The following is a 22,029-nucleotide window of genomic DNA, read 5'->3' as shown; positions in this document are numbered from 1 at the left end:
ATGAGCATTTAGTAAATAAAATTGTGTCGTTCAAACACAAGCTGCAATGAGTATGTTAGCCCATTTTTATCCTACGCAGCATTTATCAGCCAGACCCGCATAACGCATCATTGTTCATGCAAATATATACTGATTGGTAACGCCTAAGCTTTGAAAAACCGGTTTTATCGTGCTAGAAAGATACATTGAACGCCGACTCAAAAAGTAAACCACCTGTTTTGATCATTATCCATATCAAGCGCGCGGGGTAGCTGATCGTTTACAGTTTTAGAATAGACTGGCTGCGCAGATGGATTTTCCGGATATTTCTTTCCATCAAATTTAAGAAGTCTTTTTTTATTGTCGCTGGATACAACAAGATTGTTCCATCCGTTTGTTTTTTCGCTTGTAACAAACACAGGATAACCGATTACCGTAAACCGGTTAATCAGTTTGCCGTCGCTTTCCAGCAATAAAATGGTACACCCCCCGGAGCCGCAAAAATAGGGGCCTGTTGTTCCAACAAATATTTCATTCTTTCCGTCGCCGTTCAGATCCTGTTCAGAGAAAATAAATTTTCGACTGGCTGTATCAACCACATTTTTAGCTAAATCCTCTTTGTATAGATCGGATAGCGTTGTTTTTACCAGCGCCGCAGTTTTGTTGATAAGTGATGTTGTGTCATTTAGCGTTCCGGAAATTTTTCCCTGTAAACTGTCTTCGGTGGTGCCGTTCCCGACGCTATCAGACTGATTTTGTGTGTTCGGATTAGTGCAAGCGGATAATGTAGCCAGCATTAATGCAAAGGGAATGAGCTTTTTCATGGCCAGCTTTTTCAATAGCTAAATTGCGAAAAATATGATGAGGGAAGCATTTTATTTTAACCGGAACGGGAGCAAGGGGGCATTGTTGTTTCATGTAAAAAAAAGCTGTACAACAAAAAATGCCGTACAGCCCGTAAACGCTTATCCTGTTAACTTCTATTATCTCTTTCGGGATGAATTTGGGTTGTCAGGAATCACCGTTTTTCTGATTAATATACTCAAAATATCGTGCCAGAATAATTCAAAACTTTTCACGCAGAGAACGCGGAGAAGCGGCGCCGCAACGACAATACCTATGGCATCTGGTTGTCTCTTTCTGACGGAATATATAACGAAAGAAAAACCCAAGAAAACTCATAATATTGGTTCTGCAAAACGAATATTAAAATCGACGCTTGCGGCCGGGTTGAAACTGCGCATATAATTCCCTAAAAATTGGAAAAAACTTACACACTTTGTAGAAGGAGAAGCGGGCTGCGGCAATCTTGATTGAGCATATGTGACTTGTGAAACTGCATTTGAGAGCGTACGGCGCACTATAAAAAAGTTCCGCCTTTGGCATTTTAGTTGAGCCACTTAAAATGCATTTTTCCTTCAATTTTAAATAGTGTTGTATGAGTGATGTAACAAGTTTTTCATTTGAATTTGAAGGCAAAGAATATTTTGCCATTTTGCGCCGGCGTGAAACAGGAGACGGTGCGAGGCTGCATGTGCGGATCATGAATCACAAACTTGATAGTTTATTAGGAAAAGAGTGTGATAATACTTTTTCAGAAGGAGAACGAACGCCATTTCCAAATACAACAGGCAAAAGTGAGCAACGGTTGAGCGCTGTTATTTTTGAGCATATTAAGGGGTTTAGATAAACTATCTTCGGCCGTTTCGGTATAAATGAAAAATACGGTTACACAGCGTTCAAGGAGAAGACGCAGCGTTGCACAGAGGTAGGTTCAGGTTATCCTAAAAGATTCATTGCCGGCTTTAGCTCAATGTCATTTGGTAAGAATATTTTTAGAAAATCAGCATTTTAAAATAGCACAACACCGGCAAACGTCCTCAGCTGAACAATATTGTGCTTTTGCTGCATAAATACCCCTAAAAAATTGAACAAACATTTTACCTTTGTTGCAGCATTGTTTTTTGTAATGTAAGTGGGGCAGCCTGTTGCACCATACGCCCCTAATGTTTCTCAGTTAATTTTAGAACCGTAGCCGTGGAGGTTAAAGCATGTTATATTTACGATGTTTTAAACGGGAAAGCTATGTTAGATAAAATGAATGAAATCAGTGCCAACATTGCTGAAATGATGAATGATGCCAGCATAGACAGGTTGATGGCCATAGATACTGATTGGAAAATAATTGCCTGGAATAAAACAACAGAAATTTTATCGGGAATATTACGTGATGAGGTGCTGGGGAAGAACCTGCTGAAAGTGTTTCCTCAATTAGAACAGGATGAAGAGATAATGAGCGGTTTCAGGCTTGCAATGGATGGAATAAAGTCTTTTATACCAGCCGCCGAGGGAAAATTCAACCGTGATTATTACGAGAATCATTTTATTCCGCTTGAGGATGAAGACGGTAAGCGGATAGGGGTGATGAATATTATGCATGATGTGGCGCACAGGATAAAAGCTGAACAACAGTTGCACAAGCTGAATGAGTTGTTGAAAAAACAGTATCAACAACTGGAAAAAACAACGGCCGAACTGGCAACGTTTACATCAATAACAAGTACTGATCTTAAAGAACCCGTTAAGAAACTGTATACTTCGCTGGAACTACTGGTGCGGAGTGAAGGAGCCAATCTTACCAATCATGGAAAAGCCGGTTTGCGCCGCATGCAGTCTTCACTAACTAAAATGAATCTTTTGCTGGATGACATACTCGCTTTTTCTGCAGCCAACAGCATAGGAAATGAACTCGAAAGATTTGATCTGAATGAAGTATTGCAACGCGTATTGGAATCGCTGCGTCAGAAAATAGCAGCCAGGCAGGCGGTTATTGAAGCACATGATCTGCCTGTTATGTATGGCTCGAGGCAAATGTTGCAATATCTGCTCTATAATCTTATTGACAACGCCCTCAAATTTCAGCAGGATGGCAACATTCCAAAGATAACCATATCTGCTGCTAATGTGGAACGCCAACAGGATAAAGGAGGAGATGGAACAAACCTGAAAGCGTATTTGTGTATAACAGTTAGGGATAACGGTATTGGTTTTGCGCAGGAAGATGCTGATAAGATCTTTATGTTGTTCGAAAAGATCCATCCCCGCAAAGAATACCCAGGCTCCGGCATAGGCCTCACAATAAGCCGGAAGATTGTTGAAGCACATGGCGGTTTTATAGAAGTAGAAAGCCAGCCGGGCAAAGGATCTGCCTTTCATTGCTGCCTTAGCTTAATGGATGAAGATGGCGGAAGCCAGGCCACTTCAGGAGAAAATGGCCCTGCCTGAAAATTACGCAGCTGGTATATCAAATCCAAAGATTGATCCTACAGAAGGCACGCTGCTTAACCAGAGGCGGCCGCTGTGACGTTGTATAATTTCCTTGCAGATATAAAGACCAATTCCAAGACCTGGTTTGTTGGCTTCATCTTCAATCCGGAAAAAACGTGAAAATATATGCTGATGTAATTCCGGCGCTATGCCAATTCCAAAATCCTGAACGGACACAGAGGCAGTTGCATTATTTCCTGTTACCAGTACTTTGACCTCGGCTGCCCCGGGAGAATATTTAACCGCATTGGCAAGCAGGTTAATGATCACCTGCTCGATGCGTTGTCTGTCGCCGTGTACCATGACCTTTTCCAGTTTGCAATCCAATTGAACAGCATGCGATCTCACCGAATACTGAAATTGGGTAACTACTTCCTTTGTTAGTTGCACAAGATCAAAATGGCTGAATGACAAAGGCAGCTTGCCGGCTTTAACTTTTGATACATCAAGCAGATCAGAAATGAGATCCGAAAGTTTTTTCACCTGTGCCAGGGCGATCTTCATGAATTTTTTATTTTCGTCACCATCATCGAGCGATTCCTCGATCAGTTGAAGAAATCCGCTCAGGCTGGTTATAGGCGTTTTTAATTCATGGCTAGCAAGGCTGATGAATTCGTCTTTTTTATCACTCAGTCTCGTTACTTCTGCATACAGCTTGGCATTATCGAGTGCTATCGCTGCATGTAAGGCAATAGCAGAAACAAGGTCCTCATGTTCCTTCGTAAACCGGCCGGGTTGAGGGTGGCCGAAAAATAATCCACCGGTCACTTTTCCGTTTTTTGACACTACCGGTACTGCAAGGTAGCTCACAACAGGTAAATGCCCCTCCGGCATTCCGTTGAAAGGCATATTTCTGGCGTATCTTTCATCGTGCGTAATATCGTCAGATCTTATTGTAGCACCGCCGTTAAAAGTGCTGCTGAAAACAGCCGTGCTGCGCGGTATGGCAAAATTTTCGAATGCTTCTTTGGCAGCCCCGCTTAGCCTGCAAAGCATGTATGGCTCATTTTTGTCATTTACCGTATTGTAAAAGAAGGCACCAATTGCAGCTCCCGTAAGGCGCGTGGTGGAGTCGGCCACTGTTTGCAGGATTACATCAATATCCAGTGTTTGAGAAATCACCTTGCCCATGCCGTTCATTATTTCCAGGTTTTCTGCATGGTGCTGAAGTGCTTTTTCCGCTTCTTTTTGTTTACTGATGTTCCTGGCTATTTTTGATGCGCCGATGATATTTCCTCTTTTGTCCGTTATCGGTGAAATGGTAAGGGACACCGGAATTAATGTGCCATCTTTTGTTATCCGGTAGGTTTCAAAGTGCTCAACGTGTTCATTGTTTCTTATCTTGTTCAATATCATCAGTTCATCCATCCGGTATTGCTCTGGAATAATGGTAGTAATCGGTTTGCCAATTATTTCCTGTTCCTCGTAACCAAACATTTCCTGCGCGCCAAAATTCCAGCTGGTGATGATGCCGTTCAGCGACTTGCTTACAATAGCGTCATCTGATGATTCTACTATGGCAGCCAGCATTGCCTGCTTTGTTTCGCTTTTTCTTTGTTCCGTTACATCAAGCAACACATTGATTATGCATAACAGTTTTCCGTCGCTGTCAAACACCGGCATAGGATGTTCCAGCACATTTAACTTTGTTCCGCCGGGTTGTTGAATAACTACTTCTTCCTCCTCCAAATAAATGCCTTGTTGTATAGCAATGGTCATTGGCCATTTATCCATAGGAAGAGGAACTCCGTCAGGCAGGAATAATTTCGCCGAGCCAGACCACATGTCTTCACCGGCTTTGGGTTTATATCCCCAAAGTTTTTCCGCAGCCTTATTGTAGTAGATAATGTGTCCTGACAGGCTGCACGCATAAATGGCAATAGGCATGTAATCTATCAGATTTTGTATTGAGATATCCCTGGGTAAAAAAAACTTATCCGTATAACCTTCCTTACCATTTGAAACTGTTCGTTGCATGTTCTGTTTTAATAAATGGTTGTTTTAAAATTTTCAGCAATGTTGAAAAACACTTTTTGCCAATAGCTCATTTTTCAAAGGAGCAGATGTAATTTGAGTTAAAATGGTTCTTGCGGTCTATGGAAGGAGTGTTGAATTGTTAAAGCTTATATTGTCTTCTTTGTCAAAAGAAATTCGTTAAAAACACTCTTTAGCTTTTGCATGATCTGCTCAAGCATTTCCGGATAGAACTCTTTAAAGTCTGAGGGTGCAATCCACTGGTTATTTTCAAAAAACAGAAACAACTCATTGTCCTTGCCATCCGGCAGGTTATCAAACCTCACCAGGATAATACGCGTCATCTGCCTGAAATTGTAAATAACATTGGCGCGTATTTTCTTTTCCAGATAAGAAAGTTCTATATACATGCAAGGCATTTAATTTATGGCCGCCTGCGTATTGCATTAAAGCGCTTATTTTGCTTTAGGAATACTTATATAAAATGTAGAACCCTTGCAGGGCTCACTTTCAACCCAAATTTTTCCATTCATTTTTTTTACCAGCTCTGTAGCAGTAAAAAGGCCCACACCCAGGTTCAGATAATGAGGGTCCTGCCTGCCAGCACTTTTTACGCGGTAAAACTTTGTAAATATTTTTTTTTGATGCTCAGGTGCAATTCCGATCCCAAAATCTGTAATTCCAATTACAACTTCCGCGGGCGTTTCTTTACAGGAAATGATAATTGTGTCTGCATCAGGCGAATATTTTACAGCATTGGAAATAATGTTCAGCAAAATCCTGTTAACGCTACATTTATTCGCAAGTATTGAAGCACTGCACTGCCCTACCTGAATGAGCCTGTGCTTGATTGTTGGTTGTAAAAAGTTCGTTATTTCAGCCAAAAGCATATCTACAGGGATCAGCTCGTTATAATTGCCAAATGCAGTTTCGTCAAGCTTTTTTTCAGAAGAAACCAGCAGGTTATTGATTAAGGAAGTAAGATTTTTTACCTGTTGCTTTATTGTCCTTAACGAGCTTTGGAGAAATTCATCCGTGAGATCTTTTTGCTGCAAAATCAACAGGTCCACATAACCCTGGATAGCAGTTACAGGCGTTTTAAGTTCATGGCTCGCAATACACAAAATATCTTTTTTTCTTTGCAGCATATCCTGGCAATCTTTTGCAATTCTCCGTTGTTCCGCCAGTTCAAGCGTCAAAAGCCGAATAGTGTCTTTGTAAGAATCCACGGGGGATTTTTCCGTTTCGCTGTTTGTGACAAACGAAGTTTTATCGTGACCGGCTAATACAACATTTTTCATTTTCTTTATTTTGTTGACGGTAGAAGTTTCGCCGTCGCAAACAGGTTCAGAAGAACTGGCACAAGCAATTACAGGTACGTAATTTGTGACATTCAATAGGGGAGCGGCTTGCAAAATATTATTTTCAAGTTCAGTCGTTATGTTTGATTTCTCCGCGGCATTTACAGGAATGCCTGTGGAATTGATTTTATTTTCTGTTATGAGTAAATGTTTTTTCATCAGATAAATTAATTGTTAAAACAAAAAGCCGCTGCCATGAAGGAGCGGCTCTGTTCTGCTATGTTGATATGTGACTATCTGGATATGCCTTTTCCTTCAATGGAGTTATTCCCGCAATCGTTAAATAGCACGACCAGTTTTTATATTATTTCCTTTAAATAGATTGCCGTTGAAAATTGTTGCAAGTGTGTCTGAGCAACGACGGGAAAGTTGATTGGGATGTATTATCAAAGCTGCAAAATGAGCTACAGCCTGTATTAACAAATCTATCTATTTTTTTTGTATTAACCAAGAAAACATAGAAAAAATAGTATTCGGGCTTTTTCCGGGCAAGGCATTTTTTGATTCTGATGCAATTGAACAAACGTCTGCATAAGCAGATTGCAACTGAAAAAGCTCACCGTTACAAAAAAAATCATGCACTTTTTTTTATCATTTGTGTTTTTCTATATTTTTGGCTTCACGCTTTACGCAGAACCAGATACATACACTCCTTGCGGTTACTCAACAAAACAACCTGTTTTGCTGGTACGTTTTTTCCTGAAAATTATATGTTAAGAAACCAGATACATTAATTGTAAAGAGCTATGTATGCGGCAAACCTGTGCGTGCATTTGGTATATGAATGTTGATTTTTTTTCTGTGACAGATTTTGAAGAACTGCAATCCGTGCTCAGCAGTCGTGTTTTTCAGGGAGTGCTTAATTCCATACCCGTCGGCGTTCTTTTTCTTAAGCCGTTACGGGAAACGGATGAACGTGTTAATGGCTTTCAATCACTGTATCACAACGGCGTTGCCCAGCGTTTGTTATCAACGTATGATGGCAACATTGATCATCTTTTTTCCCGCTACAACAGTGATCCGCTTTTTCTTGCAGTGGCACAACTTGCAGAAGATCCGGGTAATGTTACTACTACACATGTTATTAACAAAAGCGACGGTAGTTCATTGCTGAAAAGTTCCATTACAAAATCCGGCGAAACAATATTAGTTGTGCTTCAACCGGTTAATGAAATGCCGGTACCGGATGATTCGATAACCGAGCTGCTAAAAAAAGAGCGGGAATTACAACACAACAAGAACCTTTTACAAACGGTTTTTAATTCTTCGCCGCATTGTATCACTGTCCATAAGGCTGTGTACAACGGGCAAGGGGAGGTAAGTGATTTCGAAATTCTTATGATGAATGCAGCGGCATTGGCTGTGTCTAAAAACAAACAGCCGATAGGTAAGTTATATACGGAAGCTTTTCCGAATGCTGAAGCAACAGGCGTGATCAGTATGTTGAAAGATGCAATGGCTTCAGATACCGGCATCAGTATTGAAAAATATTATGCAGATGGAGATATTGATGAATGGTTCAGTATCAACGCCGTAAAGTTGGGAGACCTGGTAATTACTACAACAGAAGTAATTACGGCGCGAAAAAAAGCAGAAGAGGAATTGAAAGAAAGTAAGCGTTTAATTGAAGAAATCTCCAAAATAACGCCCGACTTTATTTCTATCTCTGACATTGTTTCTCAACGGCTGATCTACTCCAATCATACCGTGAAAGATGTGATCGGACTTGAAATGGCAGAATTGTATGGAATGACGCTGGAAGATCTGCTTAACAGGATTGTTTACAAGGACGATTTACAAGCGTTCATCGATTTCAGGAACAACAACCAGATGAAGGACCACGAAGTGAAGGATCTGGATTTTCGCCTGGTTATGGCCGATGGAAGCTTACGCTGGTTTAATACCCGCACAAAAGTATTTAAGAGAGATGCCGAAGGTAACCCAACCCAGATGATTTCCTTTACGCAGGACATTCACGAAAAAAGACAGGCGGAAGAAAAGGTCAGGATTCAACTGGAAATTGACAGGCAGGCTGAAAAGATTGCGAGTATAGGAAACTGGCAATGGGATCTTACATCCGGCCAGGTGATATGGGCTGAAAATACTTTTAAATTGTTGGGTTACGAGCCGTTTTCTTTTGAGCCAGGCCTGGAAAAATTCCTGGCAGCCATACATCCTGAAGACAGGGAACGTATTATGTTACAGGCGTTGACGCGGCCGACTGAGGAAGACGCATTTAGATCCAGTTACGAATATCGCGTGCTTACTGCAGAAGGAGAGATACGGTATATATATGCAGTCGGTCAGCTAATAAAGGAAAACACAAGAGAAAAACTTGTAGGCACTTTAATGGATGTAACGCAAAGGAAGAAGGCAGAAGACAAGATTTATGAGTTGAATAAAAGCCTTGTGGTAAAGAACCGTAAGTTGGAGTCTCTTCATGCTGAACTGAATACATTTAATTCACTTATCGCGAGTCAGTATAGAGAAACGCTGCAAACGTTGTATACCAACCTGGAATTTATTGTTACAAAAGATGCGAAGCATTTAAGTGATGCAGGTAAAGCCAATGTTCGCAGGGCGCAGAGTGCAATACAGAAACTTAAGTTACTGACTGATGATATCGTTATGTTCTCCGGCATACATGCAGCGGGAAATTTGGCTGAATCCGTTAACTTAAATGACGTGATGTCAACTGCAATAGCCGGCATACAGGACAGAATAAATGATATAGTGGGAGAGATAAAATCGCAAGCACTTCCAACAATAACCGGATTTCCGCAATTACTGGTTATCCTGTTCGGACAGCTATTTGATAACGCATTCAAGTTCCGCCATCCCGAACGCCCGCCCATCATACAGGTAAAAGCTGATCGCAGATCCGGAGTCTCATTACCTGTTTCACTGGCACTCCAGGATACATGGTACAAGGTAATTTCTATAGAAGATAACGGTATTGGCTTTCCGCAGGAAGAATCAGAAAAAATATTTGAAACGTTTTACCGTATTCACGACAAAACAAAATATAAAGGCTCGGGTATTGGGCTCGCAATATGCCGGAAAATCATGGAGCTGCACGGAGGGTTTGTTGTGGCTGAAAGCAAAGCGAAAGCAGGATCTGTTTTTCATTGCTTTTTTCCGGAATAAGACAGTAAGACCGTAAGACAGTAAGACCGTAAGACCGTAAGACCGTAAGACCGTAAGACCGTAAGACCAGAAAAAGACATGTAAGATAGTAAGATAGTAAGAAAGTAAGATGGAAAGATCGTAAGCTAATGCGATCCGCCTTATGCCTTACGCCTTTTACCTGGTAGCTAAGAGCTAATAGCTAATAGCTGAAAGCTGAAAGCTGAAAGCTGATAGCTGCAAGCTTCCTCAACCCTTCATAATCTTTTCAGGAGGATCCGGTGCTTCGTCGGGATCTACGGATATTTCGATCACTGCAGGTTCGGTTGAAGCAAACGCCTTCTCCAATACAGATGGCAACTCTTCCGAATTGCTGCAGGCATAGCCTTCAACGCCAAATGCTGTAGCCACTTTTGCAAAGTCTACAGGCTGAAGTTGTATTGCAAAACCTTTATTGCCAATCTCTTCCTGTTCAAACTTATCCATAGCCAGCGAGTTGTTTTTGAATATGATAATCTTTACGGGCAGGTTATACATCCTGGCAGTTGCCAATTCACCCATCAGCATGGTAAAGCTGCCATCACCAACCATTGCGACAGACTGACTTTTAGGAAAAGCTATCTGCGCTGCAATTGCATAGGGCAGGCCCGGCGCCATGCTGGCGAGATTGCCGCAAACTGCAATTTGCTGTTGTGCGGTAATCTGTAAATGTCTTGCTGTAAAAACCGTGTGTGCACCTGTGTCTATTGAGATCAATGCATCTTCTTTCAGGAGCTTGCTTACTTCCGCAACAAGAAATGGCGGTTTTACGGGTGAGGTTTTTTGCATCTCCATTTTATTGATGCATTGTTTCCATTCAGCCATTAACTGTTGTGCTTTCTTCAGAAAGTTTTTCTCTGAATTATCTTTCAGTCTTGGAATCAAGGCCTGAAGCGTTGCCCTTACATCTCCGCTTACACCCGCATCAATCGGAAAACGCATGCCTAACTTTTGGGGATTGCGATCGATCTGTACCGCTTTTGCTTTTTCCGGATCAGGATAATATTCGAGATGAGGCATGGTGCTTCCAATAATAAAAAGGGTGTCGCATTCCTTCATAAGTTGTTGCGAGGGCCATGTTCCCAGTCGTCCGGTGCCGCCTGTTGTGTAAGGCGAATCATCGGGCAATACCGCTTTGCCGAGTAATGCTTTGGCTACGGGTGCGCCCAGTTTTTCCGCGATCTGTTCAATTTCGGCCCTGGCATTCAACGCACCGCGGCCGGCCAGTATCATAACTGATTCACCATCATTAAGAATACTTGCCAATATATCCAATTCCTGTTCATCCGGCACAACTATCCTGGGCAGGTAGGTAGATGAGCCTTTGAGCATGCCTGATTTCCTGGATCGTTTATCCTTGGCGAGCGGCATCTGCTGAACGTCTACCGGAACTGTTATATGCGTTACACCGGGAGTGGAAAGTGCCGTGCGGCAGGCAATGTCTACAATTGTTTGCGCATGCGTTGGCCCGGTAATTTGCTGATTGTAAACTGCAATATTTTTAAAGAGTGAAATGGTATCAATCTCCTGTGTGTAAAATGTTCCAGCAAGGTCATGATAGGTAGAACCGGTGATCGCTATGACTGCCGCATCTTCCATCGCCGCATCGTAAAGACCGTTGAGTAAATGTACAGCGCCGGGGCCTGTTGTTGCAATACAGGCTCCAAGCTTGCCACTGAATTTATAATAACCGGAAGCCATAAATGCTGCTGCTTCTTCGTGTCTTACGGTAATGAATCTGATCTTGTCCTCCTTTTTGCGAAACGCTTCCATCAACGGATTAATGCCATCACCAACAAGGCCAAATACAACTTCAACATTCCAGGCAATAAGTTTATCAACGATAATATCGGATGTTGTGTCATCCGGTTGAGCTTGGAAATCTGTCTGTTGCTTTAATGTTGCCATTGTTGTTGTGGCGGTTTCTGGCGAAGGGCTTTTTTGATGCCCGTGGTTATCCGGAAAACTTATGTACATACCATTTCATTTAACATGAATAAAAATGCCGCCTGATCGGAATGTGTTGTAATGATAAAGGGAGACCTTTTTAAAGCATTATACATTAATCAACACTGCGTCAAAATAATCGCGCAAATCAAGCGGCACAGGGAAGAGAGTGTTATTACCAATCGCTGTCAGAAAAGAGCCTCAAAATACCTGCCATAAAAAAGGAGGTAAATAATTCAGCGTAGCCCGGATGCAATTCGTTCTTGAAATGTAGACTGTTTACCCAATGTGGCCTGTAGCTGTTTCACACTTAGCCTATGGATAACTATGGCACAATTTGAGTGCTTGCCAATGCTGTACTTTAAAAACAACATTTATGGCAGACATAAATATGGAAAACAGAAATAAGTATGCATTGATTACCGGTGCAACAAGTGGTTTCGGTTACGAGTTTTCAAAACTCTTTGCCCGGGATGGTTATAATCTTGTACTGGTTGCGCGAAGTAAGGAGCGGCTGGATGAAGTGACTGTTGAAATAAAAAATAAGTTTGGCGTTGAAGTAACACCTTTTGAATGCGATCTCTTTGAAAAAGACTGTGCAAAAAAAGTGTATGATAAGGTTACTGAGATGGGCATTAATATAAATGCGCTTGTTAATGATGCGGGACAAGGAGAATGGGGCAGGTTTGTGGATATAGACCTTCAGCGCATGCTTGATATTATTCAGTTGAATATTTCTTCTCTTGTATCGCTGACCTGGTACTTCCTTAAGGACATGGTGACACGCAATGAAGGACGCATTTTGCAGGTTGCATCAGAGGCTGGAAAAACACCGATGCCATTGCTTTCTGTGTACGCAGCAACAAAAGCATTTTTGTTATCCTTTACTGCATCGCTTGCGAATGAGCTGAAAGATACTGATGTAGTGGTAACCGCGTTATTGCCCGGAGCCAGTGATACGGACTTTTTTCATAAGGCACACGCTGAAGATACAGTCGCTTACAAAGAACAGGAACTGCAGGATCCCGCAGATGTGGCAAAAGACGGTTATGAGGCTTTGATGCGGGGAGAAGACAGAGTCATTTCCGGTGGTAAAACAAAAATGCACGTGTTCAGATCCAATATGATGTCTGACGCTGCAGCAGCTTCAGGTTCCCGAAAGCTGATGGAACCGAGCCAGTCAAATGATCCCAAACGAACATCGCCTGAACACGATGCTTCCCGGAAAGAGCGCGAGCATATAGAATCGTCGGCAGGGTCGGGAAGCAATGATTTGTAACTGTAATTGCTTAAGCCTGGGTCCGTGGCCCGGGTCCGTGTCTCACGGACCTGAACAAATAAAATTGATTTGCTATTGCTTTCCTGCTTTCTTCATATGAATGGGCCGGTTTTGCCGGTTCATTCTTTTTTATACAGATACAACGCCTGCAAAATTTTCTATCGACCGCGCCCCCAGCAGTTGTTGAGCGTGCATAAAAATCTCAGCAGGTTCAGGAACCGGCACATACGTGCCATAATAAGTTTTATTGACATACTGAATTACCTCATTCTTACTCTGCATATCGCTGCTTATGGAATAAGGCAACACTTTTGAAATAGCGTTCCATGGTGTATGTTGCGGATTGGTGAGCGCATACAACACGATTACAGGTGTTTTAACCGCGGCTGCAATGTGTATGGTGGATGTGTTGACCGAAACAACAAGCGCTGCATTGCTGATAAGTGAAATCCATTCACCGATGTTCAGTTCGCCAGCTATGTTGTGTATGCCGGAAGTTTTGCTGTCATGTATTATGTCACCGGCAAGTGCTCTTTCTGATACAGAACCTGTTAATATAATCTCGTATTCAAGATCCCTGAGCAACTTTAAAAGCTCACGCCATTTTTCAACCGGATAGGTTCGTTTTGCATCAGACACACCCGCATGCAATAGTATGTACTTTTTGAAAGTGGACACGCCCTTCTGATGCAGCTTTGAATCCAGTGTGCCTTTATAATTTTGAAAGTTGACAAGAGTGAGCACAGCGGCGGAAGCTTCATGTTTCATGCCGATGTTGATTTTTGAGAGCAACAACAAATCCCTTTCCACCTGGTGCATGATACTGCAATAAGGCTCTTTGTCCGGCACCCAGTCTGTTAGTAAGCCATACGGATTTTCTCTGCAGTATGCAAGCCGGAGCGGTATGCCGGCCATATATGCGATAAGCGCGGATGGGAGCGGGGACTGGCTATACACCGTAAAGATGATCACTGCATCAAATTCTTTGCTTTTCAGATCAGCTATCAGTTGTGTGCAGGCTGCAGCATTAATGCCTTTTGTTGTTTGAACCCATGGCAGATCGGCGACCATCACATCATCTACTGCTGGCATGAAAGGTGCTATAAGACTGCCCGCGGCAGAAGTAAGCAAAGTGATCTTACAGCCCGGATGTTGTTTTAATGATCTTATTGCAGGCCCGCTCATAATAACATCACCCATGTTGTCTGCCCTTATACATAATACATTTCTGCAGGTGTTCCAGTTTGTCATAGTTAAAAATTGCCGACACTGTATTCTTGTTTTCCATAAATAATACCGGCGGCTTCCAGCAGATCACTTATAACGTAGTCCGGCTTTCTGAAAGCATTCATTTCCCATGCTGTTTCATTTCCGTTGTTATAGAAGATCGTCTTACAACCAGCGCGTTTGCCTGCTTCCATATCGTCCAGGATATCTCCGATCATCCATGATTGGGACAGGTCAATGTTATGCTCCCTGGCGGCCATCAACAACATGCCCGGCGCAGGCTTTCTGCAGCTGCATGAAACTGAAAATTCCGGCATCGTCCCTTCCGGGTGATGTGGACAATAATAGTAAGCATCCAGGTAAGCGCTCTCTTCGGCAAGCAGTTCAATAATTTTTGAGCTGGCTATCATCAATTCCTCTTTACTAAAAAAACCTTTTGCTATTCCGGCCTGGTTAGAGACCAGTATTAATAAATATCCATTGTCTCTTAGGATAGACAGAACTTCTGCTATGTTATCATTTAAGAAGATCAGCTCAGGATTTACATTGTATGGAACGTCTTTAATGAGTGTGCCGTCTTTGTCAATAAATACTGCTTTATTCATCGCTTAGTTTTATTTCTTTTTTAGGTTGGATATCCATCATTGACTGCAGAATTGCGTCCCTAAGCAGCCTGATATGTTGCTTAATGGTTTCTAACAGATCTGTTTTTTCATCCTTTTCACTAACCGGTAGCCACTGCGGCGCGCAAATAGTTGCATAGGCGCTGTCTGCCATTTGGGCTACCTGTGTCCAGGTAAAGCGTTTATTTACACGTTTTATAGCGTTATAGCTCATACTTTCCAGTAAGAGGCTATCGTTGAGCAGCAGTTCCATTTTTTCAGCCAATGCCTTTGCATCGTTTGGAGGAACGAGAAATCCTGTGTGTCCGTCTTTAACAGTGTGCTTGATACCCCCAACCGCTGATCCGATAACTGGCGTGCCGCAAGCCATAGCCTCTAACGGAGTTATGCCGAAGGGTTCGTACCATGGAGTTGTAATAAAGATATCTGCGGCGGCGTAATAATATTTCAAAACATCCCTGTTCTTGCGGCCTGCAAAAACAACGTTGGCACTAATGCCTGCTTCATCTGCTATCTGTTGCAGTCTTTTTCGTTCCGGTGAGTTAGTAAATACCACATCTTCTCCTTCACCGCCAACAATCACAAGTTTTACGCTGTAAATGCTGTTACTAAGCAAACCCAAGGCGCGTATAACATTGTCAATCCCCTTCCGCGGAACCATTCTTCCAAGTTGAAGTATGATTTTTTCTGAAGGTTCTAAGTGTAGAAATTTTCTTGCATGCAACTTATTTATCGGGTGAAATTCACTTGTGTTGAAACCGCAGGGAATGATGCTGATCTTTTTCGGGTCTGCCTTATACAGGGTAACAAGGTCATCTTTGTCCTGTGGACATTCTGCTATAATATGGTCGGCATCGCGACAGATAAACTTTTCAATATCGGCCCTGTTTTCAGGAAATTTATCCATTTCCTTCTGATGCATTTTACGAACAAGACCCAGCGCGTGAAAAGTAATGACATAAGGAATATTCAATTCTTTTTTTAGTGCTGAAGCAACCCATCCCGACATGAAAAAGTTGGCGTGAATGAGCATGTAGTCTTCATCATTTCGTTTTATAAAGGAAACCATGTTATGGGTGAACTCGTTCATGTGGGGCAGTAGTTGTTCTTTTTCCACGTACGCTTCCGGACCTGCTTTAATATGGATAACCCGTATACCAGGCTGCCATTCTACGATTTCCTGCTGGCTAATGTTATCCTTACGTGTATAAATGTCAACTTCATAATCAAGCGAGGTAAGTTGTTTGGCAAGCTCTGCTACATAAACATTCTGACCACCGGCGTCAACTCCTCCAAGTAAGGCAAGTGGTGATGCATGGTCACTAATAAATGCTAATCTTTTTTTCATGATTGCTGCTTTTAGTGTTATCGATCACAAAATGGAAAAGCGTTTCCCAATCTTTTGTGAACCTGTTAATATTATATTTCTGTTCTACTGTCTGCTTTCCTGCTAATCCAATTTTTTCTGCAAGTGGCGGTTCATCCAAAAGCAGTTTCATTTTATCCACGAGGTAATCAATGTCTGTATGAACAAAGCCATTTTTCTCATTTTCAATCACAGTGCTGTATTCCGTAGTTGCAAGCGCCACTACCGGCAAGCCCATCATCATAGCTTCGAGGAAGGAAAGCCCAAGACTTGTATAACGGATGGGATTAAAGAAGAACCTGTACTGGCCGATGAATGCAGGAATATCGGGATGCAGCACTTCTCCTAATCCGCCATACGCCTCTGTGCCCATGCCGATCAGGTCAAGCGGAACCTGCTTGCGGACTTCGTCATAGATATCAGCGCCCAGTTTTCTTCCGCGTTGATACAGGTGGTTTATAACAACAATGCCTTTGTTGAGATGACCTGAGTAGGTGGCAGGAGAAGATGTGATGCCATGTTCAATTACGCTGACCATGGGAACTCCGTTGTCCCACATCAGCTTGTTGTAATGTGTTACATGAACCAGGCATACATCCGGGTCGTTCATAATATGCCTAGTGTCTGCAGGCTGTTTTAGTGGTGGATCGTGTTCAAGATATATGCGCGGTAACTTTCGTTGTTCTTCACTTAGTATCTCATACTGATCTACGAGATAATTGGCGTTTGTTTGAAATAAAATGCAATCCAGTTGTAGAAACCTGACATCACCTGATTCAACTTCTATAACGTTGTCATTGAAAGGAAATGTTTCTCCACGTCCATAATAGCCTTCTTCTTTATTTTCTTTTACCGGAATATAAATGTTGAAATCGCCCTGTGAAAGATAATACAAATAGCTGCCATGAATGTGCCATGTAAAAATGTTTAAACGGTTGCTGTTCTTCATGTGGTCGTATGTTAACAAGTATGCTTACACTTGTTTAAAATGGTGCCATTCTTTATTTACGCCTGAATTGTCTGTGTAAGGTGTTATTCATTGTAGTAAGTGTTCTACATAGTCACATAGATGTCTCCGGTTGTCCACAATTTTGTCTGTTTTAAAATAAGTGTCTTATGAAACGCTTGTGTGGTCTGCATTTTGATGCGAATGTGTTTCACGTCTTTAAATGTTGTGTATGTATACACTTGGGATCAATGCAGTTTTTCACGACTCAGCGGCTTGTATTATCAAGGATGGAAAACTGCTGGCCGCGGCAGAAGAGGAAAGATTTACACATATTAAACATGGAAAGCGTCCGGTCCCTTTTTCAACCTACGAGCTGCCATTTCATGCAATTGATTATTGTTTGAACTATGCCGGAATACATCTGTCGGAAGTTGATCATGTAGCTTATTCATTCGATCCTTTCATATTACTGAAAGATGTAAGTCACAACGGTCACATCAGTTTGCCGTTGCAACCAGAACCTTCAACACGTAACGAGCAGGATTATTCTGAGTGGGATCCCTTATTTCTATCGCAGATCGTAAATGCTCCGGCACAGTTAATTGACGGATATCCCCACCACCTGCAAAAAAGATTTGCGGGCACAAAGCCCGCTGATTTTTCCTGGCACTTTGTGCCACATCATATTGCACATGCTGCAAGTGCGTTTTATCCGTCACCTTTTGAAAAGGCTGCTGTTGTTACCATTGACGGGCGTGGTGAACGTGCCACTACCAGTTATTACACCGGTGATGGCGACACGCTTACCTTGCTGAAAGAAATACACATGCCTCATTCTCTTGGCTTGTTGTATGAAAAAATTACAACACATCTTGGCTTTTTACATTCTTCAGACGAGTATAAAGTGATGGCGCTGGCTTCTTACGGCAAGCCGGACTACGTTCATCAGTTCCGCTCAATGATCCATGTTGCGGACAACGGAACTTACACGATTAATGACGTTGATCTGGAAGCCTGTTTCGGTCCGCAACGAAAACGGAATGAGCCCTTTGAAGCACAGCATTTCAATATTGCACATTCATTACAGCAGGTACTTGAAGAAACTGTGTTAAAACTTATAGACTGGGTACACGAGACTACCGGCATGGAAAATTTGTGCCTTGCAGGCGGAGTAGCACTGAATTGCGTGATGAATGCGAGGCTGCGCGATAAAAGTGCATTCAAACAAATCTGGGTACAACCCGCGGCCGGCGATGCAGGTACGGCATTAGGTGCTGCTATGTGGACAGATATTAATACGCGTACTACAAACAAACGAACTTATGTTATGCAGGATGCTTACCTGGGGCCTGAATACAAAGATGATGAGATAGAAAGTTTTTTGAAATGGACAAAAGTGCGTTACAAAAAGATGACCAATGTTGCCAGGGAAACAGCGGCTTTGCTCGCTGACGATAAAGTGATTGGCTGGTACCAGGGAAGGATGGAGTTTGGTCCGCGTGCACTTGGTGGGCGCTCAATCCTGGCATCGCCTTTAAATGCATCCATGCAGGCAAAATTGAATGAAATAAAAGATCGCGAAGATTTCCGCCCTGTAGCTCCGGTTGTTATGGAAGAAGATGTGGCCACATGGTTCCAGAACGGAGGTTACTCACCGTTTATGCTGTTTGTATATAATGTGAAGAAAGATAAAGCGGCAAAGATTCCTGCCGTTACACACGTTGACGGCACTGCAAGGATACAGACGGTAAACAGAAGTCAACATCCGGCTTACTATGATCTGTTGAGTGAATTCAAAAAAATTACAGGTGTGCCTGTATTAATCAATACATCTTTTAATACCCGTGGCGAACCAATTGTTTGTTCCCCGCGTGATGCGATTGAATGTTTCTGGACATCGCCTTTTGATGCCCTTGTTATTAATTCGTTTTTGCTGGAAAAATAAAAGTAGTCGCAAATGAGTGAAGTTAAAGTGTCTGTTGTTGTTCCCACGTACAAGCGTGCACCGTTGCTGAGCAAATGCTTACAGGCTTTGATAAACCAGGATTTTGACCGAAATGATTATGAAGTAATTGTTGTTACGGACGGCGAAGATGAAGAAGCATGTAACCTGGTTCAGACATTTTCTCTTACCAACACATTTCTTCATTGCATTTCGCCAAAAGAAAAAGGCGGACCCGCAGCCGCAAGAAATATTGGGTGGAAAAATGCTCAGGGCGAGCTGATTGTTTTTACAGATGATGACTGTATACCTTCATCAGGTTTTGTAAGTGAATACTGGGCAGCATATAACCTGGCCGCAGCTTCTGTTGTTTGCTTTACAGGGAAGGTAATAGTGCCCGCATGCGGGCGCCCGACCGATTATGAATGGAACACAACTTTGCTGCAGAATGCTGAGTTTATAACTGCGAACTGTGCATGTTCAAAAACTGCATTGCAACAAGTGAATGGATTTAATGAACAGTTTAAAATGGCGTGGTGTGAAGACAGTGAACTACAATTTCGTCTGTTGGGTAACAACATTCCTATTGTTAAAGCCGAAGGCGCTGTTGTAACCCATCCGGTAAGGCCGGCGGGTTGGGGTATAAGCCTGAAAGAGCAAAGGAAAAGCATGTACAATGCACTACTTTATAAACTGCATCCTGAAAAGTACAGGATAAAGTTGCACAACACCACAATCTGGAAATTTTACATGAACTGGTTGAGCGTAACCGTAATGCTTATAGCTATTCTTGCAAATAATATGACGCTGTTCCTGGCTGGTTTTCCATTTTGGCTTGTGTTTGCAGTGTTGTTCACTTATAAAAGGCTCAGGCATACATCAAAGTCAATTAGCCACGTGCTGGAGATGATCATCACGTCTATACTCATTCCATTTTTATCTGTATACTGGCGGCTTTATGGTTCATTTAAATTCAAGGTGATGTTTCTCTGATAAATTTATTCCAATGCTGTTATCACAAGAAAAAATAAAAAAGATTGCAGTGTTCAGGGCCTTGCAGCTGGGAGATATGTTATGCGTTATTCCTGCGCTGAGAGCACTTCGCAAAAGTTATCCTGATGCACGTATAACGTTGCTTGGCTTGCCGTGGGCAGGAGTCTTGCTTAAACGGTTCCCTGGTTATTTTGACGGGTTTATTCATTTTCCCGGTTATCCCGGACTGCCCGAACAACTGTATGATGAGCAAGCTTACCGTTCTTTTTTGCAAAGACTCGGTGAGGAGCAGTTTGATCTTGTATTGCAGATGCAGGGTAACGGAACCGTGGTAAATGATATGATGAAGGAGTGGAACTGCAGATATCTGGCCGGCTTTCACAACCAAGAGAGCAAAACGGACAACCAATTGTTTCCGGAATATCCGGCTAAAGAGCATGAAGTGATCCGCCACATAAAACTAATGGAACATCTGGGTATCCCATCATGCGGAACCTATATGGAATTTCCTGAACTGCCGGGCGATGTTGAGGAAGTCAACAGTCTTTACCTGCCTGTTATTGATAAACGTTATATATGTCTTCATCCCGGTTCAAGAGGTGATTGGAGACGATGGCCGCCACAGGATTTCGCGATTCTTGCTGACCACTGTATTGAACAGGGATACATCGTGCTGATTACAGGAACGCCCAGCGAACAATACATTGTGGAAGAAGTAATGAAGTGTATGAAACATAAGGCCATAGATGTAAGCGGCAAGACAAGCCTGGGTGCAGTGGCTTATCTCATCAGGCATGCGGCGCTGCTTATTGCAAACTGCACAGGCGTATCGCATATTGCAGCTGCAACCGGAACGCCAAGTCTGATCATAAGCATGGATGGCGAACCCGGGCGCTGGGGAGCAATGAACAAACAAATTCATACAACCATTAATTGGCTCGAAAAGCCATCGCTTGAAAACGTGTTTAATGAGCTGTATGAATTGATGGACAGGATAAACAGCAAGCAGATGATAAATCCTTTAAGTACGAATTACGAAGTACGAAGTACGCAAGGTGCAACAGGCTGACGGTAATTGCCAGGTACGAATTACGAAGTACGAAGTACGCAAGGTGCAACAGGCTGACGGTAATTGCCAGGTACGAATTACGAAGTACGAAGTGCGTAAGGTGCAGCAGGCAGACAGTAATTGCCAGGTACGAATTACGAAGTACGAAGTACGCAAGGTGCAACAGGTTGACGGTAATTGCCAGGTACGAATTACGAAGTACACAAGGTGCAACAGGCTGACGGTAATTGCCAGGTACGAATTACGAAGTACGAAGTACGCAAGGTGCAACAGGCTGACGGTAATTGCCAGGTACGAATTATGAAGTACGAAGTACGCAAGGTGCAATAGGCTGACGGTAATTGCCAGGTACGAATTACGAAGTACGAAGTACGTTGGTGCAGCAGGCAGATTGCTTGTAACAGTTTAAAATATGAAGTTGTGGCAAGCTAATTGAATGAATTAGTATAAGTACGAGTTATAAATAATTACGAGTTACGAAGTGCCAAACCCTGTCGATTAGAGTTATTTGGACTTGTTCATTTTTAAGTAGCGGAATGAATGAGTAGATCGCAACCGCTAGTTCCAGCGTCTTTCGTACTTCGTAATTCGTACTTATTACGAGCGTTTACGAATAAACTGAGCAAGCCTGCACCCACGTACTTCGTAATTCGTACTTAGTACGAGCGTTTACGAAAAATCGAAACAGGATCGCACCCACGTACTTCGTACTTCGTAATTCGTACTTAGTACGAGCGTTTACGAAAAATCGAAACAGGATCGCACCCACGTACTTCGTACTTCGTAATTCGTACTTATTACGAGCGTTTACGAAAAATCGAAACAGGA

At 42.5% G+C, this 22,029-nt stretch carries 16 protein-coding genes; 7 read left to right on the top strand and 9 right to left on the bottom strand.

Annotated features, from left to right (window positions below; all coding sequences use genetic code 11):
- Nucleotides 1-197: 197 nt before the first annotated feature.
- Entirely contained in the window at nt 198-803 is a 606-nt protein-coding gene (locus QTN47_RS20065; RefSeq protein WP_369331204.1) for a COG3650 family protein, read from the bottom strand.
- Between the two features lie 614 nt (nt 804-1,417).
- Between QTN47_RS20065 and QTN47_RS20060 the strand changes: the two genes are divergently transcribed.
- Both QTN47_RS20060 and QTN47_RS20055 read left to right on the top strand, forming a co-directional pair.
- Nucleotides 1,418-1,669, top strand: coding sequence for a hypothetical protein (locus QTN47_RS20060; protein ID WP_369331203.1), 252 nt, complete (start codon nt 1,418-1,420; stop codon nt 1,667-1,669).
- A gap of 395 nt (nt 1,670-2,064) precedes the next feature.
- A complete protein-coding gene (locus QTN47_RS20055) occupies nt 2,065-3,264 on the top strand; it encodes a sensor histidine kinase (protein ID WP_369331202.1) in 1,200 nt (399 codons plus the stop codon).
- A gap of 3 nt (nt 3,265-3,267) precedes the next feature.
- Here the strand turns inward: QTN47_RS20055 and QTN47_RS20050 are convergent, their stop codons facing one another.
- From QTN47_RS20050 to QTN47_RS20040, 3 genes are all read right to left on the bottom strand, one after another.
- Nucleotides 3,268-5,283 (bottom strand): PAS domain-containing sensor histidine kinase, encoded by a 2,016-nt coding sequence (locus QTN47_RS20050; protein ID WP_369331201.1) that lies wholly within the window; start codon nt 5,281-5,283, stop codon nt 3,268-3,270.
- Between the two features lie 146 nt (nt 5,284-5,429).
- Complete coding sequence (locus QTN47_RS20045; RefSeq protein WP_369331200.1) at nt 5,430-5,690, bottom strand: hypothetical protein; 261 nt, start codon at nt 5,688-5,690, stop codon at nt 5,430-5,432.
- A gap of 45 nt (nt 5,691-5,735) precedes the next feature.
- Complete coding sequence (locus QTN47_RS20040; RefSeq protein ID WP_369331199.1) at nt 5,736-6,800, bottom strand: sensor histidine kinase; 1,065 nt, start codon at nt 6,798-6,800, stop codon at nt 5,736-5,738.
- Between the two features lie 591 nt (nt 6,801-7,391).
- Here QTN47_RS20040 and QTN47_RS20035 point away from each other — a divergent pair.
- A complete protein-coding gene (locus tag QTN47_RS20035; protein WP_369331198.1) occupies nt 7,392-9,788 on the top strand; it encodes a PAS domain-containing sensor histidine kinase in 2,397 nt (798 codons plus the stop codon).
- A 228-nt stretch (nt 9,789-10,016) separates the two neighbouring features.
- On the opposite strand, the gene QTN47_RS20030 is transcribed toward QTN47_RS20035, so the two are convergent.
- Nucleotides 10,017-11,783, bottom strand: coding sequence for a thiamine pyrophosphate-dependent enzyme (locus QTN47_RS20030; RefSeq protein WP_369331197.1), 1,767 nt, complete (start codon nt 11,781-11,783; stop codon nt 10,017-10,019).
- Nucleotides 11,784-12,129: 346 nt separating this feature from the next.
- On the opposite strand from QTN47_RS20030, the gene QTN47_RS20025 reads away from it, so the two are divergent.
- Nucleotides 12,130-13,032 (top strand): SDR family NAD(P)-dependent oxidoreductase, encoded by a 903-nt coding sequence (locus tag QTN47_RS20025; RefSeq protein WP_369331196.1) that lies wholly within the window; start codon nt 12,130-12,132, stop codon nt 13,030-13,032.
- Between the two features lie 129 nt (nt 13,033-13,161).
- On the opposite strand, the gene QTN47_RS20020 is transcribed toward QTN47_RS20025, so the two are convergent.
- From QTN47_RS20020 to QTN47_RS20005, 4 genes are read right to left on the bottom strand one after another with little or no spacing between them, the layout of a single operon-like run.
- Nucleotides 13,162-14,283, bottom strand: coding sequence for a glycosyltransferase family 9 protein (locus QTN47_RS20020; RefSeq protein WP_369331195.1), 1,122 nt, complete (start codon nt 14,281-14,283; stop codon nt 13,162-13,164).
- A gap of 2 nt (nt 14,284-14,285) precedes the next feature.
- Complete coding sequence (locus tag QTN47_RS20015; RefSeq protein WP_369331194.1) at nt 14,286-14,864, bottom strand: D-glycero-alpha-D-manno-heptose-1,7-bisphosphate 7-phosphatase; 579 nt, start codon at nt 14,862-14,864, stop codon at nt 14,286-14,288.
- Nucleotides 14,857-16,230 (bottom strand): glycosyltransferase family 4 protein, encoded by a 1,374-nt coding sequence (locus tag QTN47_RS20010; protein WP_369331193.1) that lies wholly within the window; start codon nt 16,228-16,230, stop codon nt 14,857-14,859. Before QTN47_RS20010 ends, QTN47_RS20015 begins: the two co-directional genes overlap by 8 nt.
- On the bottom strand, nt 16,205-17,197 hold the full coding sequence (locus QTN47_RS20005; RefSeq protein ID WP_369331192.1) for a glycosyltransferase family 4 protein: 993 nt from the start codon (nt 17,195-17,197) through the stop codon (nt 16,205-16,207). The genes QTN47_RS20010 and QTN47_RS20005 overlap by 26 nt, the downstream gene beginning before the upstream one ends.
- Before the next feature lie 229 nt (nt 17,198-17,426).
- On the opposite strand from QTN47_RS20005, the gene QTN47_RS20000 reads away from it, so the two are divergent.
- Genes QTN47_RS20000 through QTN47_RS19990 form a run of 3 tightly spaced genes read left to right on the top strand, consistent with a single transcriptional unit; the run spans nt 17,427 to nt 21,201 of the window.
- The gene (locus QTN47_RS20000) at nt 17,427-19,142 is read left to right on the top strand and encodes a carbamoyltransferase family protein (protein ID WP_369331191.1); all 1,716 of its coding nucleotides are present in this window, start codon (nt 17,427-17,429) and stop codon (nt 19,140-19,142) included.
- Nucleotides 19,143-19,154: 12 nt separating this feature from the next.
- Nucleotides 19,155-20,132 (top strand): glycosyltransferase family 2 protein, encoded by a 978-nt coding sequence (locus tag QTN47_RS19995; RefSeq protein ID WP_369331190.1) that lies wholly within the window; start codon nt 19,155-19,157, stop codon nt 20,130-20,132.
- A 13-nt stretch (nt 20,133-20,145) separates the two neighbouring features.
- Entirely contained in the window at nt 20,146-21,201 is a 1,056-nt protein-coding gene (locus tag QTN47_RS19990) for a glycosyltransferase family 9 protein (protein ID WP_369331189.1), read from the top strand.
- The last annotated feature ends 828 nt before the right edge of the window (nt 21,202-22,029 follow it).

It is taken from the genome of Danxiaibacter flavus (assembly GCF_041060425.1).
GTDB lineage: Bacteria > Bacteroidota > Bacteroidia > Chitinophagales > Chitinophagaceae > Danxiaibacter > Danxiaibacter flavus.
The sequence above is the reverse complement of the archived record's forward strand: the minus strand, read 5'-3'. Positions and strand labels throughout refer to the sequence as shown.